This window comes from Sporocytophaga myxococcoides, from assembly GCF_000775915.1.
GTDB lineage: Bacteria > Bacteroidota > Bacteroidia > Cytophagales > Cytophagaceae > Sporocytophaga > Sporocytophaga myxococcoides_A.
This window is the reverse complement of sequence record NZ_BBLT01000004.1, coordinates 33,406-52,331: the sequence shown is the minus strand read 5'-3', so window position 1 is coordinate 52,331 and position 18,926 is coordinate 33,406. Positions and strand designations below refer to the sequence as shown.

At 38.1% G+C, this 18,926-nt stretch carries 8 protein-coding genes and 1 pseudogene; 4 read left to right on the top strand and 5 right to left on the bottom strand.

Annotation, left to right across the window (positions count from 1 at the left end):
- The first annotated feature begins 49 nt into the window (after positions 1-49).
- The 3 genes from MYP_RS25695 to MYP_RS10420 all read left to right on the top strand — a co-directional run bounded on the left by MYP_RS25695 (position 50) and on the right by MYP_RS10420 (position 8,114).
- Positions 50-2,392 (top strand): carbohydrate-binding protein, encoded by a 2,343-nt coding sequence (locus tag MYP_RS25695; RefSeq protein WP_081990478.1) that lies wholly within the window; start codon positions 50-52, stop codon positions 2,390-2,392.
- A gap of 85 nt (positions 2,393-2,477) precedes the next feature.
- Positions 2,478-4,526 (top strand): Ig-like domain-containing protein, encoded by a 2,049-nt coding sequence (locus MYP_RS24965; RefSeq protein ID WP_052430094.1) that lies wholly within the window; start codon positions 2,478-2,480, stop codon positions 4,524-4,526.
- 552 nt (positions 4,527-5,078) lie between these two features.
- Positions 5,079-8,114 carry a glycosyl hydrolase family 95 catalytic domain-containing protein gene (locus MYP_RS10420; RefSeq protein WP_052430093.1) on the top strand — a complete coding sequence of 1,012 codons (3,036 nt, stop codon included), beginning with the start codon at positions 5,079-5,081 and terminating at the stop codon, positions 8,112-8,114.
- 154 nt (positions 8,115-8,268) lie between these two features.
- Here the strand turns inward: MYP_RS10420 and MYP_RS10415 are convergent.
- Positions 8,269-8,610 (bottom strand): annotated as a pseudogene (locus tag MYP_RS10415) (CatA-like O-acetyltransferase); the annotation flags it as partial.
- 160 nt (positions 8,611-8,770) lie between these two features.
- Between MYP_RS10415 and MYP_RS10410 the strand changes: the two are divergent.
- Positions 8,771-10,351 carry a choice-of-anchor Q domain-containing protein gene (locus MYP_RS10410; RefSeq protein ID WP_045462759.1) on the top strand — a complete coding sequence of 527 codons (1,581 nt, stop codon included), beginning with the start codon at positions 8,771-8,773 and terminating at the stop codon, positions 10,349-10,351.
- 104 nt (positions 10,352-10,455) lie between these two features.
- Here MYP_RS10410 and MYP_RS10405 read toward each other — a convergent pair whose 3' ends face one another.
- From MYP_RS10405 to MYP_RS10390, 4 genes are all read right to left on the bottom strand, one after another.
- Positions 10,456-11,097, bottom strand: coding sequence for a chloramphenicol acetyltransferase (locus tag MYP_RS10405; protein ID WP_045462757.1), 642 nt, complete (start codon positions 11,095-11,097; stop codon positions 10,456-10,458).
- Between the two features lie 139 nt (positions 11,098-11,236).
- Positions 11,237-12,076 carry a universal stress protein gene (locus tag MYP_RS10400; protein ID WP_045462756.1) on the bottom strand — a complete coding sequence of 280 codons (840 nt, stop codon included), beginning with the start codon at positions 12,074-12,076 and terminating at the stop codon, positions 11,237-11,239.
- A gap of 288 nt (positions 12,077-12,364) precedes the next feature.
- The gene (locus MYP_RS10395) at positions 12,365-13,681 is read right to left on the bottom strand and encodes a glycoside hydrolase 5 family protein (protein WP_045462754.1); all 1,317 of its coding nucleotides are present in this window, start codon (positions 13,679-13,681) and stop codon (positions 12,365-12,367) included.
- Between the two features lie 154 nt (positions 13,682-13,835).
- Entirely contained in the window at positions 13,836-18,773 is a 4,938-nt protein-coding gene (locus MYP_RS10390; protein ID WP_156140498.1) for a glycosyl hydrolase family 8, read from the bottom strand.
- Between the last annotated feature and the right edge of the window lie 153 nt (positions 18,774-18,926).

Here is an 18,926-nt window from a genome sequence, read left to right as displayed (position 1 = left end):
ATCATCAGAACTCAACTTAATCTATTGTATTGATTCAAAATTATGTTTTATGAAAATACTACATTCAGTACTCATCTTAATTTTTCTGGGAATCTGTAATAAATCTTTTGCTGATTATCCGATAGTTGGATACCGTTTTTTGGCTGATCCTGGGGCCCTTGTTTACAATGGTAGGGTTTATGTGTATTGTTCTAATGATGATGAAAACGATGATGATAGTTATGATATGAGTTCTATCGTTTGTGTGTCGAGCAGTGACCTGAAAAACTGGACAGACCATGGGATAGTCTTCGATGTGCCACGAGATGCATCCTGGTCAGGCCTGAGCTGGGCACCTTCACCTGCCTATCGGAATGGAAAGTTTTACCTCTATTTTGGGAATGGTGGAAGTGCTATAGGTGTGGCAGTTTCCGATAGCCCTATCGGTCCTTTTAAAGATCCTGTAGGCCGTAACATTGTAAATGGCAATACATCGGGAGTTCAACCTTTTAACGGCTGGCTGTTCGACCCAATGACTTTTATTGATGATGATGGTCAGGCATACATGTATTTCGGAGGGAACGGAGACAACAACCTTCGTGTGATTAAGCTGAATAATGATATGATCAGTACAAGCGGATCTGCCGGTAAATTCACAGTGCCCAATTTTTTTGAAGCAGCATGGATGCACAAGCATAATGGGAAATACTATTTTTCCTATTCTACAACGCCAAGTGCAGGCATGAGAATTGATTACATGGTGAGCAACAATCCTATGTCTGGTTTTACTTATGGAGGAGTACTTTCGCCGCAACCGCCAACCAATAATAACAATAACCACCACGCTAATTTCTTTCTTAATGGTCAATGGTATCAAATGTATCATAATCGCATTGTTGCCTCTCAAACAGGAGTGGGAATGGCTTATCACAGAAACTTAGCCATTGATGCTTTTTCACACAGACAGGATGGAACCATTGTACAGATGGTAAATACAGTGAATGGTGTTAAACAGATTAAATACCTTGATCCTTATGTACGAGTAGAAGGAGAAACCATGAGTGACCATAAAGGCATTAAAACTGAAGTTTGCAGTGCAGGAGGTATGAACCTGGCGTATATCGATAACGGTGATTGGGTAATGGTGGAAGGAGTTGATTTTGGCTCAGCAGGTGCAGGAAGATTCTCTGCAAGTGTAGCAAGCAATAAAACAGGCGGAACCATCGAAATCAGATTAGGGAGTGCAACGGGAACATTAATCGGAACCTTACAGGTTCCCAACACGGGCGGGTTTCAGACATGGCAGACTGTTAATACCTCAGTGAATCAGACAACTGGTGTGCACAATGTCTATCTTGTATTTAAAGGGAGCGGAACGAGTCTATTCAATGTTGATCACTGGAGTTTTTCATCAGGTGGTCCTTCTGTTACGATTACTTCACCAAAGAGCACAGATATTCTTTTTACGGGTAATGAAATTACAGTTTCAGCTAATGCTCAAGCCCAAAGCGGCACTCTTGTATCTGTAGAGTTCTTTTATGATGGAAAATCAATAGGGGTTGACAAAGACGCTCCTTATTCGGTAAAATACACACCTGCCGCCAGCGGATCACATACGATCACAGCTACTGTTACAGACAGTCAGGGAAATAAACGTTCTTCAGAAATCTCTATAACTGTATATGTTCCTCAGGGGCCTTATAAAGGCTCCCCGTGGCCAATTCCTGGAATAATAGAAGCGGAACATTATGATGAGGGTGGGGAAGGATTTGCATATCATGAAGCTAATACAAATGGAAACGAAGGGCTGGCCACTTTAAGAAATGATGAAGTGGATATAGAACAAACAGGAGATATCTCAGGCTCCTATAACGTTGGATATATTCTTTCAGGAGAGTGGCTGGAATATACGGTAAATGTAACTGCCACAGATAAATATGATTTAAATCTGCGGGTGGCAGCGGATGGTGCAGGAAGAACCTTTCATGTGGAAATGGACAATGAAGACATTACAGGGGCCATCACTGTTCCAAATACAGGGGGCTGGCAAAAATGGGAAACTATTACTGTCCCCAATATCAACCTAACTTCAGGCCAAAAGGTAATGCGGATTGTTTTTGAATCAGATTATATGAACCTGAACTGGGTTGAATTTAAAAATGCTATAGTCACGGGAATGGAGTCTTCCCAAAAAGAAACTATTGCGATTTACCCTAACCCTTTCACTGATAAAATTCAATGTAACATCACCGGAGAGTATGACTATCAGTTGTTAAATATGGAAGGTATGGTATTAGAAGATGGGACAAGTTTAGGTGAAATACATATTCGTAAAAATTATCCCAAAGGGGCCTACATCTTAAAGATAAAGCAAAATGACTTAGTTAAGGTGTATAATGTTGTAAAAGAATAGTTGCAGGTATTCGTCTTCATCCTGCTTCTGGTTAATAAGTTTATTAAAAATGAATCATATTATGCTATTTTAATTCTGATCTTTGATGACCAATAAATTGAAATTATTTTTATGCCTGATTCTTACTTTAGGATCAGGCATTTATTGCTATGCAGCAAGTAGCATTACTGAGGTAACGTACTTTTCCAAAACAATGAATAGTAACCGGAAAATGAATGTTTACCTGCCGGATGGATATAATCAGAATACCTATTATCCCACATTCTATCTCATGCATGGAGGAGGCCAGCGTTACTATACATGGGCCAATCCCGTTGATGGGAATGCTAAAGCTATTTTGGACCAGGCCATTTCCTCAGGCAAAGCGGTTCCAATGATTGTTGTAATGCCTGATGCCCCGGATTTTGCCCCCAACCTCTTTACCCGTGAACTCTGTGACGATATAATACCTTTTGTAGAAAAGACTTATAGGGTAAAACCTGAAAAAGACAGCCGTGCTCTGGCTGGCCTGTCATGGGGAGGTTTACAAGTGCTGGATGCCGGTTTATACCGCTATGACCTTTTTGGTTATCTGGGTGTATTTAGTTCTGGTTGGTTTATCGGCGACAATATTTATAATGTAATGAGAACGTACCTTGCTTCCAATGGTGCAAAAATTGAACAGAGCATGCGCTATTTCTACTACGGGCAAGGTGGAACCAGTGATATTGCTTACAATAACGGGGCTGAAACTATGAAACTGTTGCGTGCTAATGGTATTACAGTAAATTACTGGGAACATTCTGGATCTCATAGTTTTGTATGCTGGAGACAAGACTTACAGGAAATTTTACCTTTTCTTTTTAAGTATGGAACTCCGTCTGTAGCAATTACTGCCCCTGCTACCAATGCATCTTTTACTGCCCCTGCTGCAATTAATATTACGGCAACGGCTTCAGATCCAAACGGAACTATATCTAAAATTGAATTTTTTAACGGAGCCACTAAGCTGGGAGAAGATGGGAGTGCCCCTTATGCCTATTCATGGACAAACGTACCGGCAGGAACTTATATCATTACAGCTGTAGCAACTGATAATGCAGGCACAAAAGCAACATCATCAGCAGTCACACTTAAAGTAAACGTTGCTCAGGCTGCATATAATAATGTGGTTCATTTAATTCCAGGTACAATCCAGGCTGAGGCTTTTGATGTGGGTGGTAATGGCTTCGCATATTTTGACAGGACTCCTGGAAGCGAAACAGGAGTTTCTTTTAGAAATGATGAGGATGTAGATATTGAAAATTGCACGGATGTCGGAGCTAGCTACAATGTTGGTTGGGCAACTTCTGGAGAATGGCTGGAGTATACAGTCAACGTTCAGAAATCAGGTCTATACAATATGGATCTCCGCATAGCTTGCAATGGAGAAGGAAGAACTTTATCCGTAAGTATGGATGGTGCGAATATAGCAAGTAACGTAGCTATTCCCAATACTACAGGCTGGCAAATCTGGCAGACTGTCAGAGTAAGTAATATACAGCTCAACGCAGGCCAGAAGATCATGCGGTTAACTATAGGGGATGTAGACTATATCAACCTCAATTTTGTAACCTTTACTCTGGCCAATATTCCTCCGGAAGTGACTATTACAGGACCATCAGATAATAGTATGTTCAATACCCTTCAAACAGTGGAGCTTAATGCTTCAGCTTCTGATGCAGATGGAAGTATTGTTAAAGTTGATTTCTATCATGGTTCAACATTTCTTGGAACAGACAATACTTCACCTTTTAGCTATGATTGGTCAGGCATGCTGGCAGGAATTTATACGATCACTGCCCAAGCAACTGATGATAAAGGAGCAGTTACTTCATCTGGCCCAATTACTGTAGTGATTCAGGAGGTAGTTACCGGAGTGAATGAAAAAACGGACCAAGATCATGCTATATATCCGAATCCATTTGAAAATGGTATTATCCTGAAATACCCAAAGGAATTCAAATACGAACTCTCTGATATGAGTGGAACCGTATTGTTTGGAGGAACAGGGGAAGGTGAAAAAAGCATTGGAGAAAACCTTCAATCAGGAATGTATTTATTGAGAGTGACCAATAATGGGAACTCTAATGTTTTTAAGATTCTGAAAAAATAACAGGAGGTTAATTTTGGACATATGAAATTTTTCGTGGTCTGCAACCTTTGCAGATCACGAAAAGATCTGCTTCATTGTAGCACGTGAATGGAAAAATTATGGAATAAGATTGCAGTCCTCAGCACCTTATTCCAAGTTGTAATATTTTTTTTATCGCACTGGAGTCCGATACTTTAAGCTTAAAGTACAAATCGAACAACAGTGATCTTTTTCTTTTTACATATTATGGAGCATCAAAGAATAATACTCAAGATTACATTATTGTAAGAGCAGTATTTTACACTCCAATGACTTATATTTTTTTAAAAACTCTTGTTTACTAAACCTTTTGAATGATTGTAGGACTATTCTTTAAAGAACCCATTCAGCAATGCCTATATCTGTTATAAAAAAAAATCTGTAAGACTCTGTAGTCATTTGTAGTCATTATCGAATGGTGTATTGTCTGCATCAGGTTGTGAAAGGCTTGTGAAGAAGATTGGATATGAAGCCTGATGAATGATGATAAGAAGTTCAATGAATTATTGAGTTTTTTTTATTAAATAAACTTTCATGGATATAAATAAATATAAACTGTCGGCCATACTGTGTCTGGTCGTTCTGGTTGTCGGACATATAAAAGGTCAGAATCCGGGAGACCTTACCTTATGGTATAACAAAGATGCCGGGACTGTTTTTACTGATGCTTTGCCTATTGGCAACGGTCGTTTAGGAGGAATGGTATATGGAATAGTGTCAAGAGATGTTATTGGCTTGAATGAGTGTACAGTTTGGAGTGGAAATCCAGGCAATAATAACAAAGCAGGGGCAGCCAGTTCACTTGCGACAGCAAGGAATCAGATATTCGCAGGAAATTATGCAGCAGCAGATGCAACTGTAGGTAATATGATCGGCTCCGGACAGGAACGTTTTATGCCTGTGGGAAATCTTTACCTGAACTTTCCCGGACATATTGCTACTAACTATTACCGTGAGCTAAATCTTCGTACAGCCATTGCCAAAACTACATACTCCTATGCAGGGGTAAATTATACACGTGAATACTTTGCCAGTTATCCAGATCAGATAATAGTAATTCGTCTCACTGCCAGTCAGCCAGGTAAAATAACTTTTTCCACAAGCATGGATTCTCCTCAGACGCCGGTTACCATATCTAATGTCGGAAACGATCAGCTTTTTCTTAACGGACAGGCAGATGCTGTAAAATTCCAGAATAGGGTAAAGGTGAAGACAGAAGGAGGAACACTAACAGCTAATAACAATAGTATTACAGTTTCTGGAGCTAACAGTGCTACAGTGATCCTGGCAATCGGATCTAATTTTAATGCCTATAATAATGTCAACGGTGATCAGGTTGCCAGGGCGGCCAGTTTTATTGATAATGTCAGTGCTAAAAGCTATACGCAGCTTCTTAATGCTCATCTTGAAGACTATCAGGCTTTGTTTAACAGAGTAGATATCAACCTCGGGCCTGGTAATTCTTCAACCCGTTTGCCTACTGATCAAAGGGTGGCGAACTTCAGCACTTCAGATGATCCTCAGCTGGTAAGATTGCATTACCAATTCGGTCGCTACCTTATGATTGCTTGTTCGAGACCAGGAAGTCAGCCTGCAAACTTACAAGGTGTATGGAACAAAGATATGTATCCTTCATGGGGAAGTAAATATACTACCAATATTAATTTCCAGATGAATTATTGGATGACAGAATCCGGAAATCTTCCGGAATGCGCTCATCCTATGATCGAAAAAACAAAAGCTCTTGTAGCTCCTGGTCAGCAATCTGCTCAGGCCCACTGGGGAGTAAATAGTGGATGGGTGCTTCATCACAATACCGATCTGTGGAACCGCACTGGTCCGATAGATGGAGCGTGGGGACATTGGCCTACAGGAGGTGCCTGGTTATGCTATAACCTTTGGGAACATTATCAATTCTCTAAAGATAAAACATATCTGAATGATGTATATCCTACTATTAAAAGTAGTGCTCAATTCTTTCTGAATAGTCTTGTGCAGGAACCAATAAGCGGCAACAATTATCTTGTAACATCTCCAAGTACCTCTCCTGAACTTGCACATGGTGGCTATTATACATGTTTTGGTCCAACTATGGATATCCAGATTATCCGGGATTTGTTTAATACAGTTATCAAAGCATCTGAAATTTTAAATATTGATGATAACTTTCGTAACCAGGTAAAAGCATCTCTTGCCCGTCTTCCTCCACATCGCGTTGGACGTTATGGGCAATTACAGGAATGGTTTCAGGACTGGGATAATCCTAATGAGAAACATCGCCATATTTCCCATTTGTACGGCCTATTTCCTAGCAATCAGATATCCTTAAGAGCTACTCCTGTTTTGGCGAATGCTGCTAAGGTTACCCTTGCACAACGCGGTGATGATGCTACCGGATGGTCCCTGGCTTGGAAAATAAACTTCTGGGCCAGAATGGAAGACGGAAATCATGCCTATAAGCTCATTCGTATGTTAATTACTCCTGAACGTACCTATAACAACCTTTTCGATGCTCATCCTCCTTTTCAGATTGACGGTAACTTTGGTGCGGTTTCGGGAGTGAATGAAATGCTGATGCAAAGCCAGAACAATGAGATACAGTTTCTGCCGGCACTTCCAACTATCTGGTCAAATGGAAATGTAAAAGGTTTGAGAGCAAGAAGTGGATTCCTTATTGATTCAATTAGCTGGAAAAGTGGAAAGCTTTCACAAGCGACAGTAACATCACAACAGGGAGATACATTGAGGCTTAGGTATGGCAATATTTCAAGAACATACATTACCAGGATAGGTAAAACATATGCTTTTGATGGATCATTGAATTTAATAGGTGCGACGGACAATACAACTCCATATAAAGGAATACCTCACGCAATTCCCGGGCGAATCGAAGCGGAAGAATATGATGATGGCGGAGAAGGATTTGCTTACAGGGAAGCCGATAGAAAAGGCAACGAAGGTGGGGCAACTTTTAGAAATGATGAGGTGGATATAGAAAATACCATGGACGAGGAAGGGAAATATAATATCGGATACATTCTGAATGGGGAATGGTTATTATATACTGTGAATGTAACAAAAACCGGTAAATATAATCTGGACCTTAGAGTGGCTTCACCTGATGATGGTAAAACTCTTCAGATTGAAATGGATGGAGAAAATCTCGCAGGGCCTGTCACTATTCCCAATACTGGCGGGTGGCAAAACTGGGAAACAACTTCAGTAATGGATCTTGATCTGACCCAGGGGCAACATAAGATGAGAATTTTGTTCAACGCTGATTACATGAATTTAAATTACCTTGAGTTTAAGCCATCAATAGTGACAGGTTTGGGAGCTGAAGAAACGGAGATAGTGCATATTTATCCAAATCCGTTCAATAGTGAAGGTATCACTGTTAAACATAAAGGTATTTTCAGATATAAAGTAGACGATGTTCTTGGAATTCAGGTAGAATCAGGTAGTGCAACAGATGAAGGAAAGATAGGTGCTGCATTGGGAACAGGGATATATGTATTAACGATAGAAACTCAGAATGGAATCACTATCCATAAAATTGTGAAACGTTAATTGATATAGGATAATAGGTGTTTCCTGAAGAGTGGCTTTTTGGTGGTTTTTTCGTTGCCAATTAATTTCAGCAAGATTTATAGTCATGAAAAATTCAATAATGTCAGGTCGAAAAGACCTGACATTATTTTTTAATATAGGATGCTTCAATTCGTCACAATTTCTTAAGGTAGGGAGTAATAGATAGCCAGTCCGGATTATTAAGTTCTTTCTGAAGTTTCTCATAAAACAATCCCATATGATACCCATCCATAATTCCATGATGTATCTGAAGTCCAACAGGTATCTTATAAACTCCGTTTTCTTCAAAGTATTTACCCAGGGCTATAATTGGTATTGTTCCATTAACAGGATCATAAGGATGTGTCAGGGATGTGAACGAAAACCAGGGCATACTCGTGATGTAGAACTGATGATTGTTATCTTTAGAGGATTTATTGTTTGATAAAATATTTTGTGGTGTAATGTTTTGGTAGTCAGTTTTTTTGTTGATTTTTTTTACAACAAATTCTTGATGGAATTGTTATAGGTTGAAATTTTATTTGTTTGATTATTAGGTGTTCACATGGAGTGTTAATCAATTTTGTTTGTCCTTAATTCTGGGGTATTGCATTCCTTTTGGTAGGTTTCCTTATTTATAACTAAATCATAATAACATGAAAAAAATCACTCTATATTTTATTGGAGTTCTTTTCAAATTTATTTTGATAAATAACTCCTCAGCAGCTGTTATCTTTGTTCAGGATACTACTGATTCCGGTCCGGGATCATTGAGAACTGCAGTTAAAATAGCCCGAAATGGAGACATTATAAAGTTTAATCCCTCTCTTAATAATGATAGTTATCTTTTCCTTCTTACAACAGGTCAAATTGTAATAGATAAAAACATCACAATTGTAGGACTTGATAATGTGACTAACAATCTAAAAGTTAAAATAACATCATTTAATTTTTCCAGGATCTTCTATATTTTGCCTGGAAGAAAACTAACACTTGTTAATTTATGGCTGGTACAAAATTTTTCCGTTGGAAATATTTCGAGTAAGCCGAATTTTAATGGTGATGGTGGAGCAATATTCAACAAAGGAATGGTTACCATTAAAGATTGCTGGATTACGGATCAAACTATCGCTAATACTGCAGCTAAAGGTGCGGCCATCTATAATGAAGGAAGTTTATCTGTAATTGATACTTATTTTGCATTTAATACTGCTACGGGATTTTCCGTAGCAAAGGGAGGGAGTTTATATAATACAGGAAGGGTTAGCTTGGAAAGATCTTATTTTTCTTCAAGCGGTACAGACGCTCCTGTTTCTAAAGGGGCAGGTATTTATAATGAAGGTATAATTACCATGAGTCAGAGCTCAGTTTATAATTGTTACTCTGTTAAAGATTGTGAAGGGATTGGTATTTCAAATGCACAAAATGGATCATTCTCCTTGGTGAATAGTACAGTTAGCGCCAATTTACTAAATCCTGGCAGTTATGTGCTGGGAGGAGGGGTGTTCAATGCTGGTAAGATAGATTTAGTTAATGCCACAATTTCAGAAAATTCAGCAACTATTGGAGGAGGAATAGCAAGCGTTGGTAAACTCACTATCAATTCTACAATTGTTGCCCAAAATACAGCAATTATTAAAGGCCAGGATGGCTATACTTCTGGGTTAATAAAAGACAAAGGCTATAATTTAATTGGTGTGATCAATGATTTTAATCTTACCTCTTGTACAAATATTTATGGTACTTCGGTAATCCCTTTGGATCCACTCATTCAAATAGTTATTTATGGTAATGGCAGTTTCCCTGGTGTTGCATATGAACCCCTTCAGAATAGTCCGGCAATTAATAATGGAGATCCTTTGAGTCATCTTAAGGTAGATCAGCTTGGTAATCCAAGACCGTTTTATGGACGTATTGATATAGGTTCTGTAGAATATACTGGTTCATTACCTACAGCTTTTTATTCAAAAGAAAGAGAGGCATTATTATCCTCTGAGCTAAAAAGTGTTTCAATGTCTCCTAATCCTGTTCAGGATATTTTGATTATTTCTGAACCTTCAGAAGATTTGCAAATCACAATAGTAGATATAACAGGTAATATAGTTTATCAAGATCGATGGAGTGGTTTGGATGAAGGGAAAGTCCAGTTATCATTCCTTATTCCAGGGCTTTATATAGTTCGTCTGGAGACATTTAAAAACCAATTAGTACGTGTTGAAAAGATTTTGAAGCTTTGAAGGTTGGATAAGGTTAAAATCAGGAAAGTCAGATATAAAACTAAAATGGACAAATCTGCAATTGCAAAATTTGTCCATTTTAGTTTTGTAAATTTTATAAAAGTTCAGAGCCAGTCCGACAGATCAAGTTCCTTCTGCAGGTTCTCATAAAACAATCCCATATGATACCCATCCATAATTCCATGATGTATCTGAAGTCCAACAGGTATCTTATAAACTCCGTTTTCTTCAAAGTATTTGCCCAGGGCTATAATTGGTATTGTTCCATTAACAGGATCATAAGGATGTGTCAGGGATGTGAACGAAAACCAGGGCACACTTGTGATGTAGAACTGATGATTGTTATCTCCGTTGGATTCATTCTTGTCTGATAAGACTTCCTCCATATCCTTTAGTATATTTTCATAGAAAGTAGGAAAATCTGCGGAATGTCTGGTTGAACAGAATGAAAATTCAGAGTCAGGAAGAAGAACCGTGTAGCCTGGATCAATGCTGGTATATTCGTAAAGCTTATTGTCTATGATTCTGTGCCTGAACTGAGGTATTTCATTCACCACTTTGGTCAATGCAAAACAGATACTGGCAAAAAAGCGAAGGTTATTTTCTTTCACTTTCTTTCGGAACCTTGTAATATCGACATTGCTTGATGTGCTGACGAATGGAATAAGCTTTCTAGAAAAGATTTCAAACATTCCCCTGCGTTTATAGGTACTCAGATCAATTTCCTGCCTTGATATAGTATTCATTTAAATAATTATGGAACTTCAGTTTGTAAATTAAGAATATTCGGTTAGTTAATCCTAATTTAAATACTATATCAATACAGTAGCAGTTGTGAAATCAAGTCTTCTTGTTTTTTATTTAGATATCTGGGAATCAATATTCTCAGGTTCTGTGGAGGATTAGTATGGGCAGATCTCCTTTTTTTATAAAAGCCCTTATAATACTTTTATGAAATAGTTCATCAAGCCATTTACGGCTATATTTTATTAATACAAGGAGATCCGAACTGTCTTCTGAGAGTGAAGTTTTCAACCCTTCTTCAACATTGTTAGAGATGCAGGTTTTAAGTTTGATACTCGAATAATCAATGAAGTTTTTGATAAAATCGGCAAAGAGAAAATTTCCTTTGGATTCATTAACTTTATTATTTGGCTTTACATGCAAAAGTGTAATAGAAGCTTTAAAGGACGAAGCCAGATTAATTAATTGAGACGCTTCCACAGCGTCTTTGGTGATATTCTCTATTGCCATATGGATTTTTTCAATCGGAGCCACAATTGTGTTTTCATGGACAATAAGGAGAGGGAAGCTGACAGTATCTATAATTCTTGAAGTAGTACTCCTGAGAAAGGCTTGTAAATTGTCTCTTGAATTGGTTCCCATTATGATCAGATCAGGTTTTTTAAGGTGCGCAACATTCTTAATTTCCGTTTCAGGAACAGAATAAGCAGATACATATTCGCATTCAAGCTGTTTACCGGAATCTGAAAAATGCGATGATATTTTTTTGCAAATGGAAATAAGTTTGGAATCAGTTTTTTGTACAACTTCTTCTATCATACAATCCATGACGGAAGGAGCTAAGATAGAACTGAATACTGGTAGCAGGTAAGCATGTGCAACTACAATTCGGGCATTGTTTCTTTGGGCGATAAGGATGGCATACTCCATTGCTTTTTCCGAAGCTTTAGAGAAATCTGTGGGGAGTAATATGGTTTTCATTATTAGTAAATTTGTGTAAAAATGAATCCTCCTGCAGAACTTACTCATGATAATAATTATGAAAAAAAGTGAGGAATGTCACTCTGGTGTAATGAAAAGTAAGGAAACGAAAATAAATAAAATGTAAAAAAGTATTTTATAAAGGTTTAAGGTTTTTTATGTTGATGAAATGCTTTTCATAAACTTCATATCTTAATGAAAAAATTAAAATACTTATTTCGATCCTTTCAATTATACTTCCTATTTAGTGAATGATAAATAGGAAGTACAATCTTTTGAATATATCTTCTAGTCTAATGAATTCATCTTTTCTGCAAATTTCTTAATCACCATTTGAGTAGAAGTGTCAGTATCATAAACAGAATACCAACCTTGGAGTTCGTGAGGGGGGTCTCCTGTAAAGGGATCACCTTTTTTCCATATGGAACCTGGAACCCTTGGTCTGCCTTCCCCAGACCAAGCCCAGAAATTTACACCTGCTACAGGTGAGCTTAATGAAGCATAGTTGTAAGCATCTTGAAATATTTTCGAATAGTAATTATCTCTTACTGTTGTAGATGAAGTTGGTGAAAAATCTCCACCATTTCTCGCAAGACCAAATTCTTCAATTACTAGTGGTTTTCCTAATTTCCTAGCTGCATCGACATGAAGCTTCAGATAATGTTCCATTTTATGAACTGCAGAATCGTAAGTTAGATCTGCTTTCTTTGGATCGTACCATCCCCAATTTTCAACCCAGATATGGCAGGTGACATAATCTATGTTTGGTCCATTGTTATTATCATTTACATCGACACCTGCATATTCTGGTGCAGATGTGTATCCTTCTGTTCCTGCACTGACTAAATGATTAGGATCCCATTGTTTTATGAGGGCCGCAGAATAGTCTATCCACTTATTGTATTGCTTTTGGTTGTCCATTCCTCTTGGCTCATTGCACAATTGCCAGGCCATAATAGTTGGATCGTCTTTGTAGTTGATTTTTGTAATTGAATTTTCTCTTGTTACAATTTTTTTAACTGCATTATAATACATTTGAACTGCTGAGGAATCTGAATAAAATCTTGCAGAGAATTTCTGATACCTGTCCCAGTCCCCTCCAGGGTGCGGAGGAGGGTAAGGGATACTATCTGCTGATTTACTCCAAAGCATATATTGACCCCATCCGCCGGACCATGGCCAGAAGTTTCCTAAACATACTACCGCATACATCTTTCTTTTGCCCATTTCAGAAAGTAAAAAGTCAAGGCCTGTTAAAAGATCCTCGTCAAACTTCCCGGGAGCGTTTTGGACAGCAGGAAGCATTCTATATGGGTGGTTATCCGGGCCTTCACTTAAACCCACAATCCGTAGATTGGTAATTCCTAAATTTTCAAGTCGATCCAATTCCCTGATAAGACGAGTTTTCTGGCCCCCTTTTTCTGATCCTAGATTTATCCCATACCAAAAGTTTGTACCCAGAAAATAGTAGGGCTTCCCATTCACGTAAAAGCCCGTATTAGCGACTTTAACAAATTTATCGACACGTTCCGGTCTCCTTTTTTCAGTATTGCATGAGCTCATGAAAACAAAGAAAAGTATTAGATGCAAAAAGTATTTTACCATATCAGAATAATAATATTAGGTTGAATGGAGTCAGATTGATTAATAAGGCGTTATAAATATAGAAAATTAGTATTAAACCTCAGTTATAATTAGGTATAAATAAAAAGGTCTTTAAACGCAAGTTTAAAGACCTTTATTATAGATAAATAAATATCTACTCTTTTACGAGTTTATAAACGTAGACTGCATTATCTGATATCAGTTTTAAAGTATAAACTCCTTTTGCCCAGTTACTCCCTATTAAAGTGCTTCCTGTGGCCAGGTTATCAATTTGTTCCAGTTCCTGTCCTGTTGAGGAGTATGCTGCTAAACGGAACTTTTCTAAACCGTTAATCTGCAGATTAAATGCATCAAGAGAAGGGTTCGGGTAAATTTTTACCAGCAGAGATTCTTCGCTTACCCATCTGATCTGACTGTACTTAAACTGGCCATTATTGTCAACTTGTTGTAGTCTGTAATAAGCGATATTTAGAAATTCCTTATCAACAAATGTATAAGTTGAACCAGATGCTGTGGTTGAAGGTATAAAACCAATTGAGTTGAAATTGATACCATCAATAGCTTTTTCAATGTAAAATCCTCTGTTGTCAATCTGATTAATCACAGACCATTTGAGCAATGCCCCGCCATCAACTTTGGATGCAGTGAATGAGAGAAAATCTACAGGAAGAACAGTTCCGCATTTGTCGACTTCCTGTGCTCCGAAATAATTAGTGGGGACTCCCATCATATTAGCGAAGACTATATTATTTACAAAGCCATTAGGACAGGTGTTTAGTTTGACAGAAAAACTGAATGCTACAGAATCTCCAAATAGCATGGGCGTTTTGCCTGTTTTAAGAACCCATTCAATTGTATTTGTTGCACTGTTATAAACAGGAACAGGTTGAGACGTCGTTAATCCTGGAGAAGAGAAAAGTTTAGTTATAGATGAAGCTGTATAAGTCACATTTGATGCAAGGGGATCTGTCAAAGAGACTTCAAATGCTGAGTCAAAATGTGTATTCCAATATAATAATTTATGAGAAGGATTTCCTGATCCTGAAGTAGCTTCATTGGAATTATAAAAACCAACATATCCGGCATTCATATAAGTGATGTTGTCAAACTCATATGGCAGAGCATTAAAATTATTGATCCAGACCGAGAGTTTGTTATCTATAAGTTCGGCCTTAATTGTTAATGTATCATTAGGTGAAGGATAGGAGATATCTACTTTGGAACCCAATAGTGTACCATTTTGGAATAACTTGATGGCAAGCTGAGAACAAGAGTTATTCACAAATGTAAGCATCAGTCCTTTCAAGGGATTTCCTGAACAAACTGGTGTTCCTCCATTATGTCTGAATATAAGCGAGAATGGTTGAGCAAGTTCAGGTTTTATTTTAGTAATAAGTGTTCCATTTTTACCATGAGAGTAATCATAGGTAGCAAGTTTAGGAGTGCCTCCCGGATTTTTCGTATTTGTAAAATCCATTAAAGGTTCACCACAATGCGATGTCCAGTCAGCAGAAGATGGCAAAGCAGGGTTGGCAATAGTACCTTGTGTCTGCTTGAATGATACAGTATAAGGAATAATTTCATTTATATCATAACCTTCAGCAGGTGAGCTTTTCTTTATGGTACTGGCAATCGGATTTAGAGGTGGAATCGGTTTACATGTCACCAATACCTTAAATGAAGAGTCTATTGGTGCTTGTGAAGAAGACTGAATCCATGCTTTATTGTCAACCAGAATGTCGGCACTGCAATCGCTTTTTGCTTTAGCGGAATATTTAATCATTCCTGATGCTCCCGGCAGCATAGAAGGAGTGCACCAGCTGATGACTCTGGTAGATGGATTGTATGTAGCTTTAATTCCGAGTGCCTCTGATTCAGTGAATCCCTGCCATTCCAGATCAGCTGGTAATGTATCTGTAACACATACGTTTTGCATTTCCATACCAGGAACAGGTCCTCTTCCTAAGATTCTTCTCCATACATAACCATCCCATTCTTCAACCAATAAACGATCAAAGTTTTTATTGTAATTGGGTTCACAGGCATCCACGTGAACTTCATTAATAGTTGTGGAAAGAGCAGCATTATATGTACTCTGGTAATCAAACCATCCGGGTGTTATAGGAAAGTAGAGATGTTTGTCATTTGTACCTACATCCAGAGTATTATCAAAAGACCAGTCATCTGCCATTAAAGGGCCTACCGGTACAGTACCACAAGCAGAACTTCCTCCTTTGGCCTGAAACTGAATAGCCATTCTAAATGGTGCAGCAATACCTTTATGGACAAAAAGTACTTCGTTTGGTTCTCCTGCTTTAGCAAAGAACATATTGGTATGTTGTGAAGTTGCCATAAGAGTATCCGGAAAACGCATGATCAAACGTTGATTCCATTTTCCTTTCGCGTCTTCTCCAAATGTATATTGTTCAGAAGTAAACTTGACTTTATTAGGATCGCCACCTTCCAGAATTGTGACCTTCAGATCCCAACCGTTGATATTGGTAACAGGGTCGTAAATACCTATTCTTGCAGCATCATTCAGGAAATAAGATATTCTGTAATTACCTGGATTAATATACGGTTCTTGAGCTCCATGAAGTACTCTGAAATAGTGGTTTCCGGCATTTGGCCCTGAAAGTCCATAAGAGTATGTCACTCTCACATCCGGACGACCACCGTTTAACCATCCGTTCTGGGATGAGTTGCTAAAGCGAAGTGTATAGTTAATAATATCTCCGTTTGCAGCTATATTTCTATCAGCGACCTTGGCAATTGACAACGACCTTGAAATGATATTTACACAGTTTTTCTCAAATGTAGCAGTTTCGTTGTTTGGAAATTCATTACTCGTATGAGGCTCACTGTTGCTTGCAGTGATAGTAGCCTGATTACATATAATGGTGTTTTCATAACCAGCTTTCACTCTTACCTTAAACTTTACTTCTCCATAGGTTGGATAAGATTTTGGATTAAAGGTTTTCCAATCATCTCCGGTTTCTCCTGTTGAAGTATATCCTGGAATACTTCCAATATTCCATGTGATTACTCCTCCGCTATTTGTTCCTCCGATTGCTGAAATAAACTCTACTTCAGGAGGTAGAGGATAGGTTATTACAACATTCTCAGCTTGTAAAATGGAAAAGTTTCTATAGCTGATGGTGTATGTTATTTCATCTCCCGGAGTGACTGTTATTCCATTTACAACTCTTGGGCCTGATGCTACTGTTTTATTATTGGCAAGATAGACTTTAAGGTTGGCTTTAGCATCCGGCTTCGCCATTAGCGATGGAGCATAGTAATTTCCTGTTACAGTTAGTAAACCTAATACTCTGAACCATTCGTGGAAATATTTAGGTATACTTTTTATATATCTGTTATCAGGAACAGGAGAAGTTACCATATCTGCATCCCACATTAAGGTTAACTGTCTATACCAGTCAGCAATTAGATCTTTGCTTTCAGCATTATTTTGATCTTTATGGTATGCTACGATAGCAGGGGAAAATGATCCAAGATTGTAATTGATGTGATTACCAACATTAACAGGGAGTAAACCTGCAGGATCCATAGGGATTTCATTGGTTATTATTGCTGGTCCTACGAATTTCAAATCAGTTGGGTCATTACCTAGTTTATGGCAACCCTTATTCCGAAGCTTGCTATAATTTCCTACTCTTATAGCATTGTCATATTCAAAAGTATTTCCACCTGGTTGTGGTTCGTGCAATACTGGATTCCATGTGGTAGTAGGATTACCATTCCAAACATAATTTACAATGGTCCTCCAAGGATTTCGTGCATCTTCTGCAAAATTAGCATCATTGAAGCTTATGGAGTTGGTAGGGGGAGGACCAATTTGACTTATGTTTCCACCTGTTGGTAATTTTCCTTGTGCATATATTTGACCCATGATCCAGTCAGATGAAGCTTCAGCTCTTCGAAACTGATTAATATTCCAATTATGTGCGACAGCATCTTCTTCTTCGAGAAATTCTGCAAAAGCTCTGAAATAGGAGGGAGCGATATAATCCAGCCATTTGGATGTGACATACATGCTTCTGGGATGTATAACCTTTCCATTAAAGAGATATCCTTTTTGTGGATTATTCCCGGGGCCTGTTGGTGTTGCCCAAGTAGTCATCTCTCCCCAGGTATTACCACTTTTTACGTAACCGTCAAAACCAATATCTCCGGAGTAGTAACCATTGGCACCTGTAGCATCAACCCTTGGATCCGGTCCATTAGGACACCAGGAGGGATTACAAGTCCAGCTGCCATCGTTATAGAAAATTGTATCACTGATAGTTTTAAGATATTTTGTCAATAATTCTTTATAAGTTCTTGTCCTTCCGCAATCATCTTTAATTCCCAGAGTTGGCCACTGACGGTACGCAACAAGCAATCCCATAGCAATATCAAAATCTCCATCTGCAGCAGCATCTTTATCAGCATCTGCAGTGCCAGGTCTCCAGCCTTGAGTTCCGATTCCATATCTATAGTTCGGGTTTCTTATGACACCGCATTGAGAAAACATTTCTACCACACTGCCTTTATGATCATGGATGTACATGTAAATACCATCAAAGGTAGGCTTGTCAGCCATATATGCAGCAGCTAGTAAAGCATAACCATCTCCTTCAGAACAGTCTGGTTCTGGTCCTGTTGATCCCAATCCCGGAGGGTTGAAAATAATGTATTTAGTCCCTTGAACTGTAGTGCCTTCGTAGACCGCACGATTCATCATAATCTGATAAGCCTCTCTTGTATTCTTTTCCATTTCGATATCGGTGATGCCATCAGCATTATCGCGGCCAAGGGTTTTTCCACCTTTATAATCAAGAAATTGAGGAAATGGAATTCGGGGATTATTAGAGTTGATATGTACAGTAATAGGATTAGGATTGACAACAACTGCCTGTCCTTTCAATAAAGTCATTTTAGAAAGGATGATTAATAAAATGAGTAAGGTTATTCTCATATTCGGGAAACTAAACTTGTTTAAATTGTTGAAAATCAGTAGTGTGTGGTCGATCACCTGTGCTACTTCATACGTCTCCATCTGTTTTTGTAACCACTTTTTATACTTTTCCAATGTATAATTTACGTAATTCAAAGTTTAATTCAGAATTTTGTTAAAATAGTACAATGGTTTGGTTTTAACAATGCTTTGGAAATGCATTATGTCATGCTTTGTAAACAGTCTGGACTAATTCCTTGCGGTTGTTTTTAGGCTCCTAGAAAGTAT

Bases quoted from the DNA above. Each gene is read 5' to 3' on its own strand.
- MYP_RS25695 (WP_081990478.1), top strand. From the start codon at position 50: ATGAAAATACTACATTCAGTACTCATCTTAATTTTTCTGGGAATCTGT.
- MYP_RS10405 (WP_045462757.1), bottom strand. From the start codon at position 11,097: ATGAATACTATATCAAGGCAGGAAATTGATCTGAGTACCTATAAACGC.
- MYP_RS10400 (WP_045462756.1), bottom strand. From the start codon at position 12,076: ATGAAAACCATATTACTCCCCACAGATTTCTCTAAAGCTTCGGAAAAA.
- MYP_RS24965 (WP_052430094.1), top strand. From the start codon at position 2,478: ATGACCAATAAATTGAAATTATTTTTATGCCTGATTCTTACTTTAGGA.
- MYP_RS10410 (WP_045462759.1), top strand. From the start codon at position 8,771: ATGAAAAAAATCACTCTATATTTTATTGGAGTTCTTTTCAAATTTATT.
- MYP_RS10395 (WP_045462754.1), bottom strand. From the start codon at position 13,681: ATGGTAAAATACTTTTTGCATCTAATACTTTTCTTTGTTTTCATGAGC.
- MYP_RS10420 (WP_052430093.1), top strand. From the start codon at position 5,079: ATGGATATAAATAAATATAAACTGTCGGCCATACTGTGTCTGGTCGTT.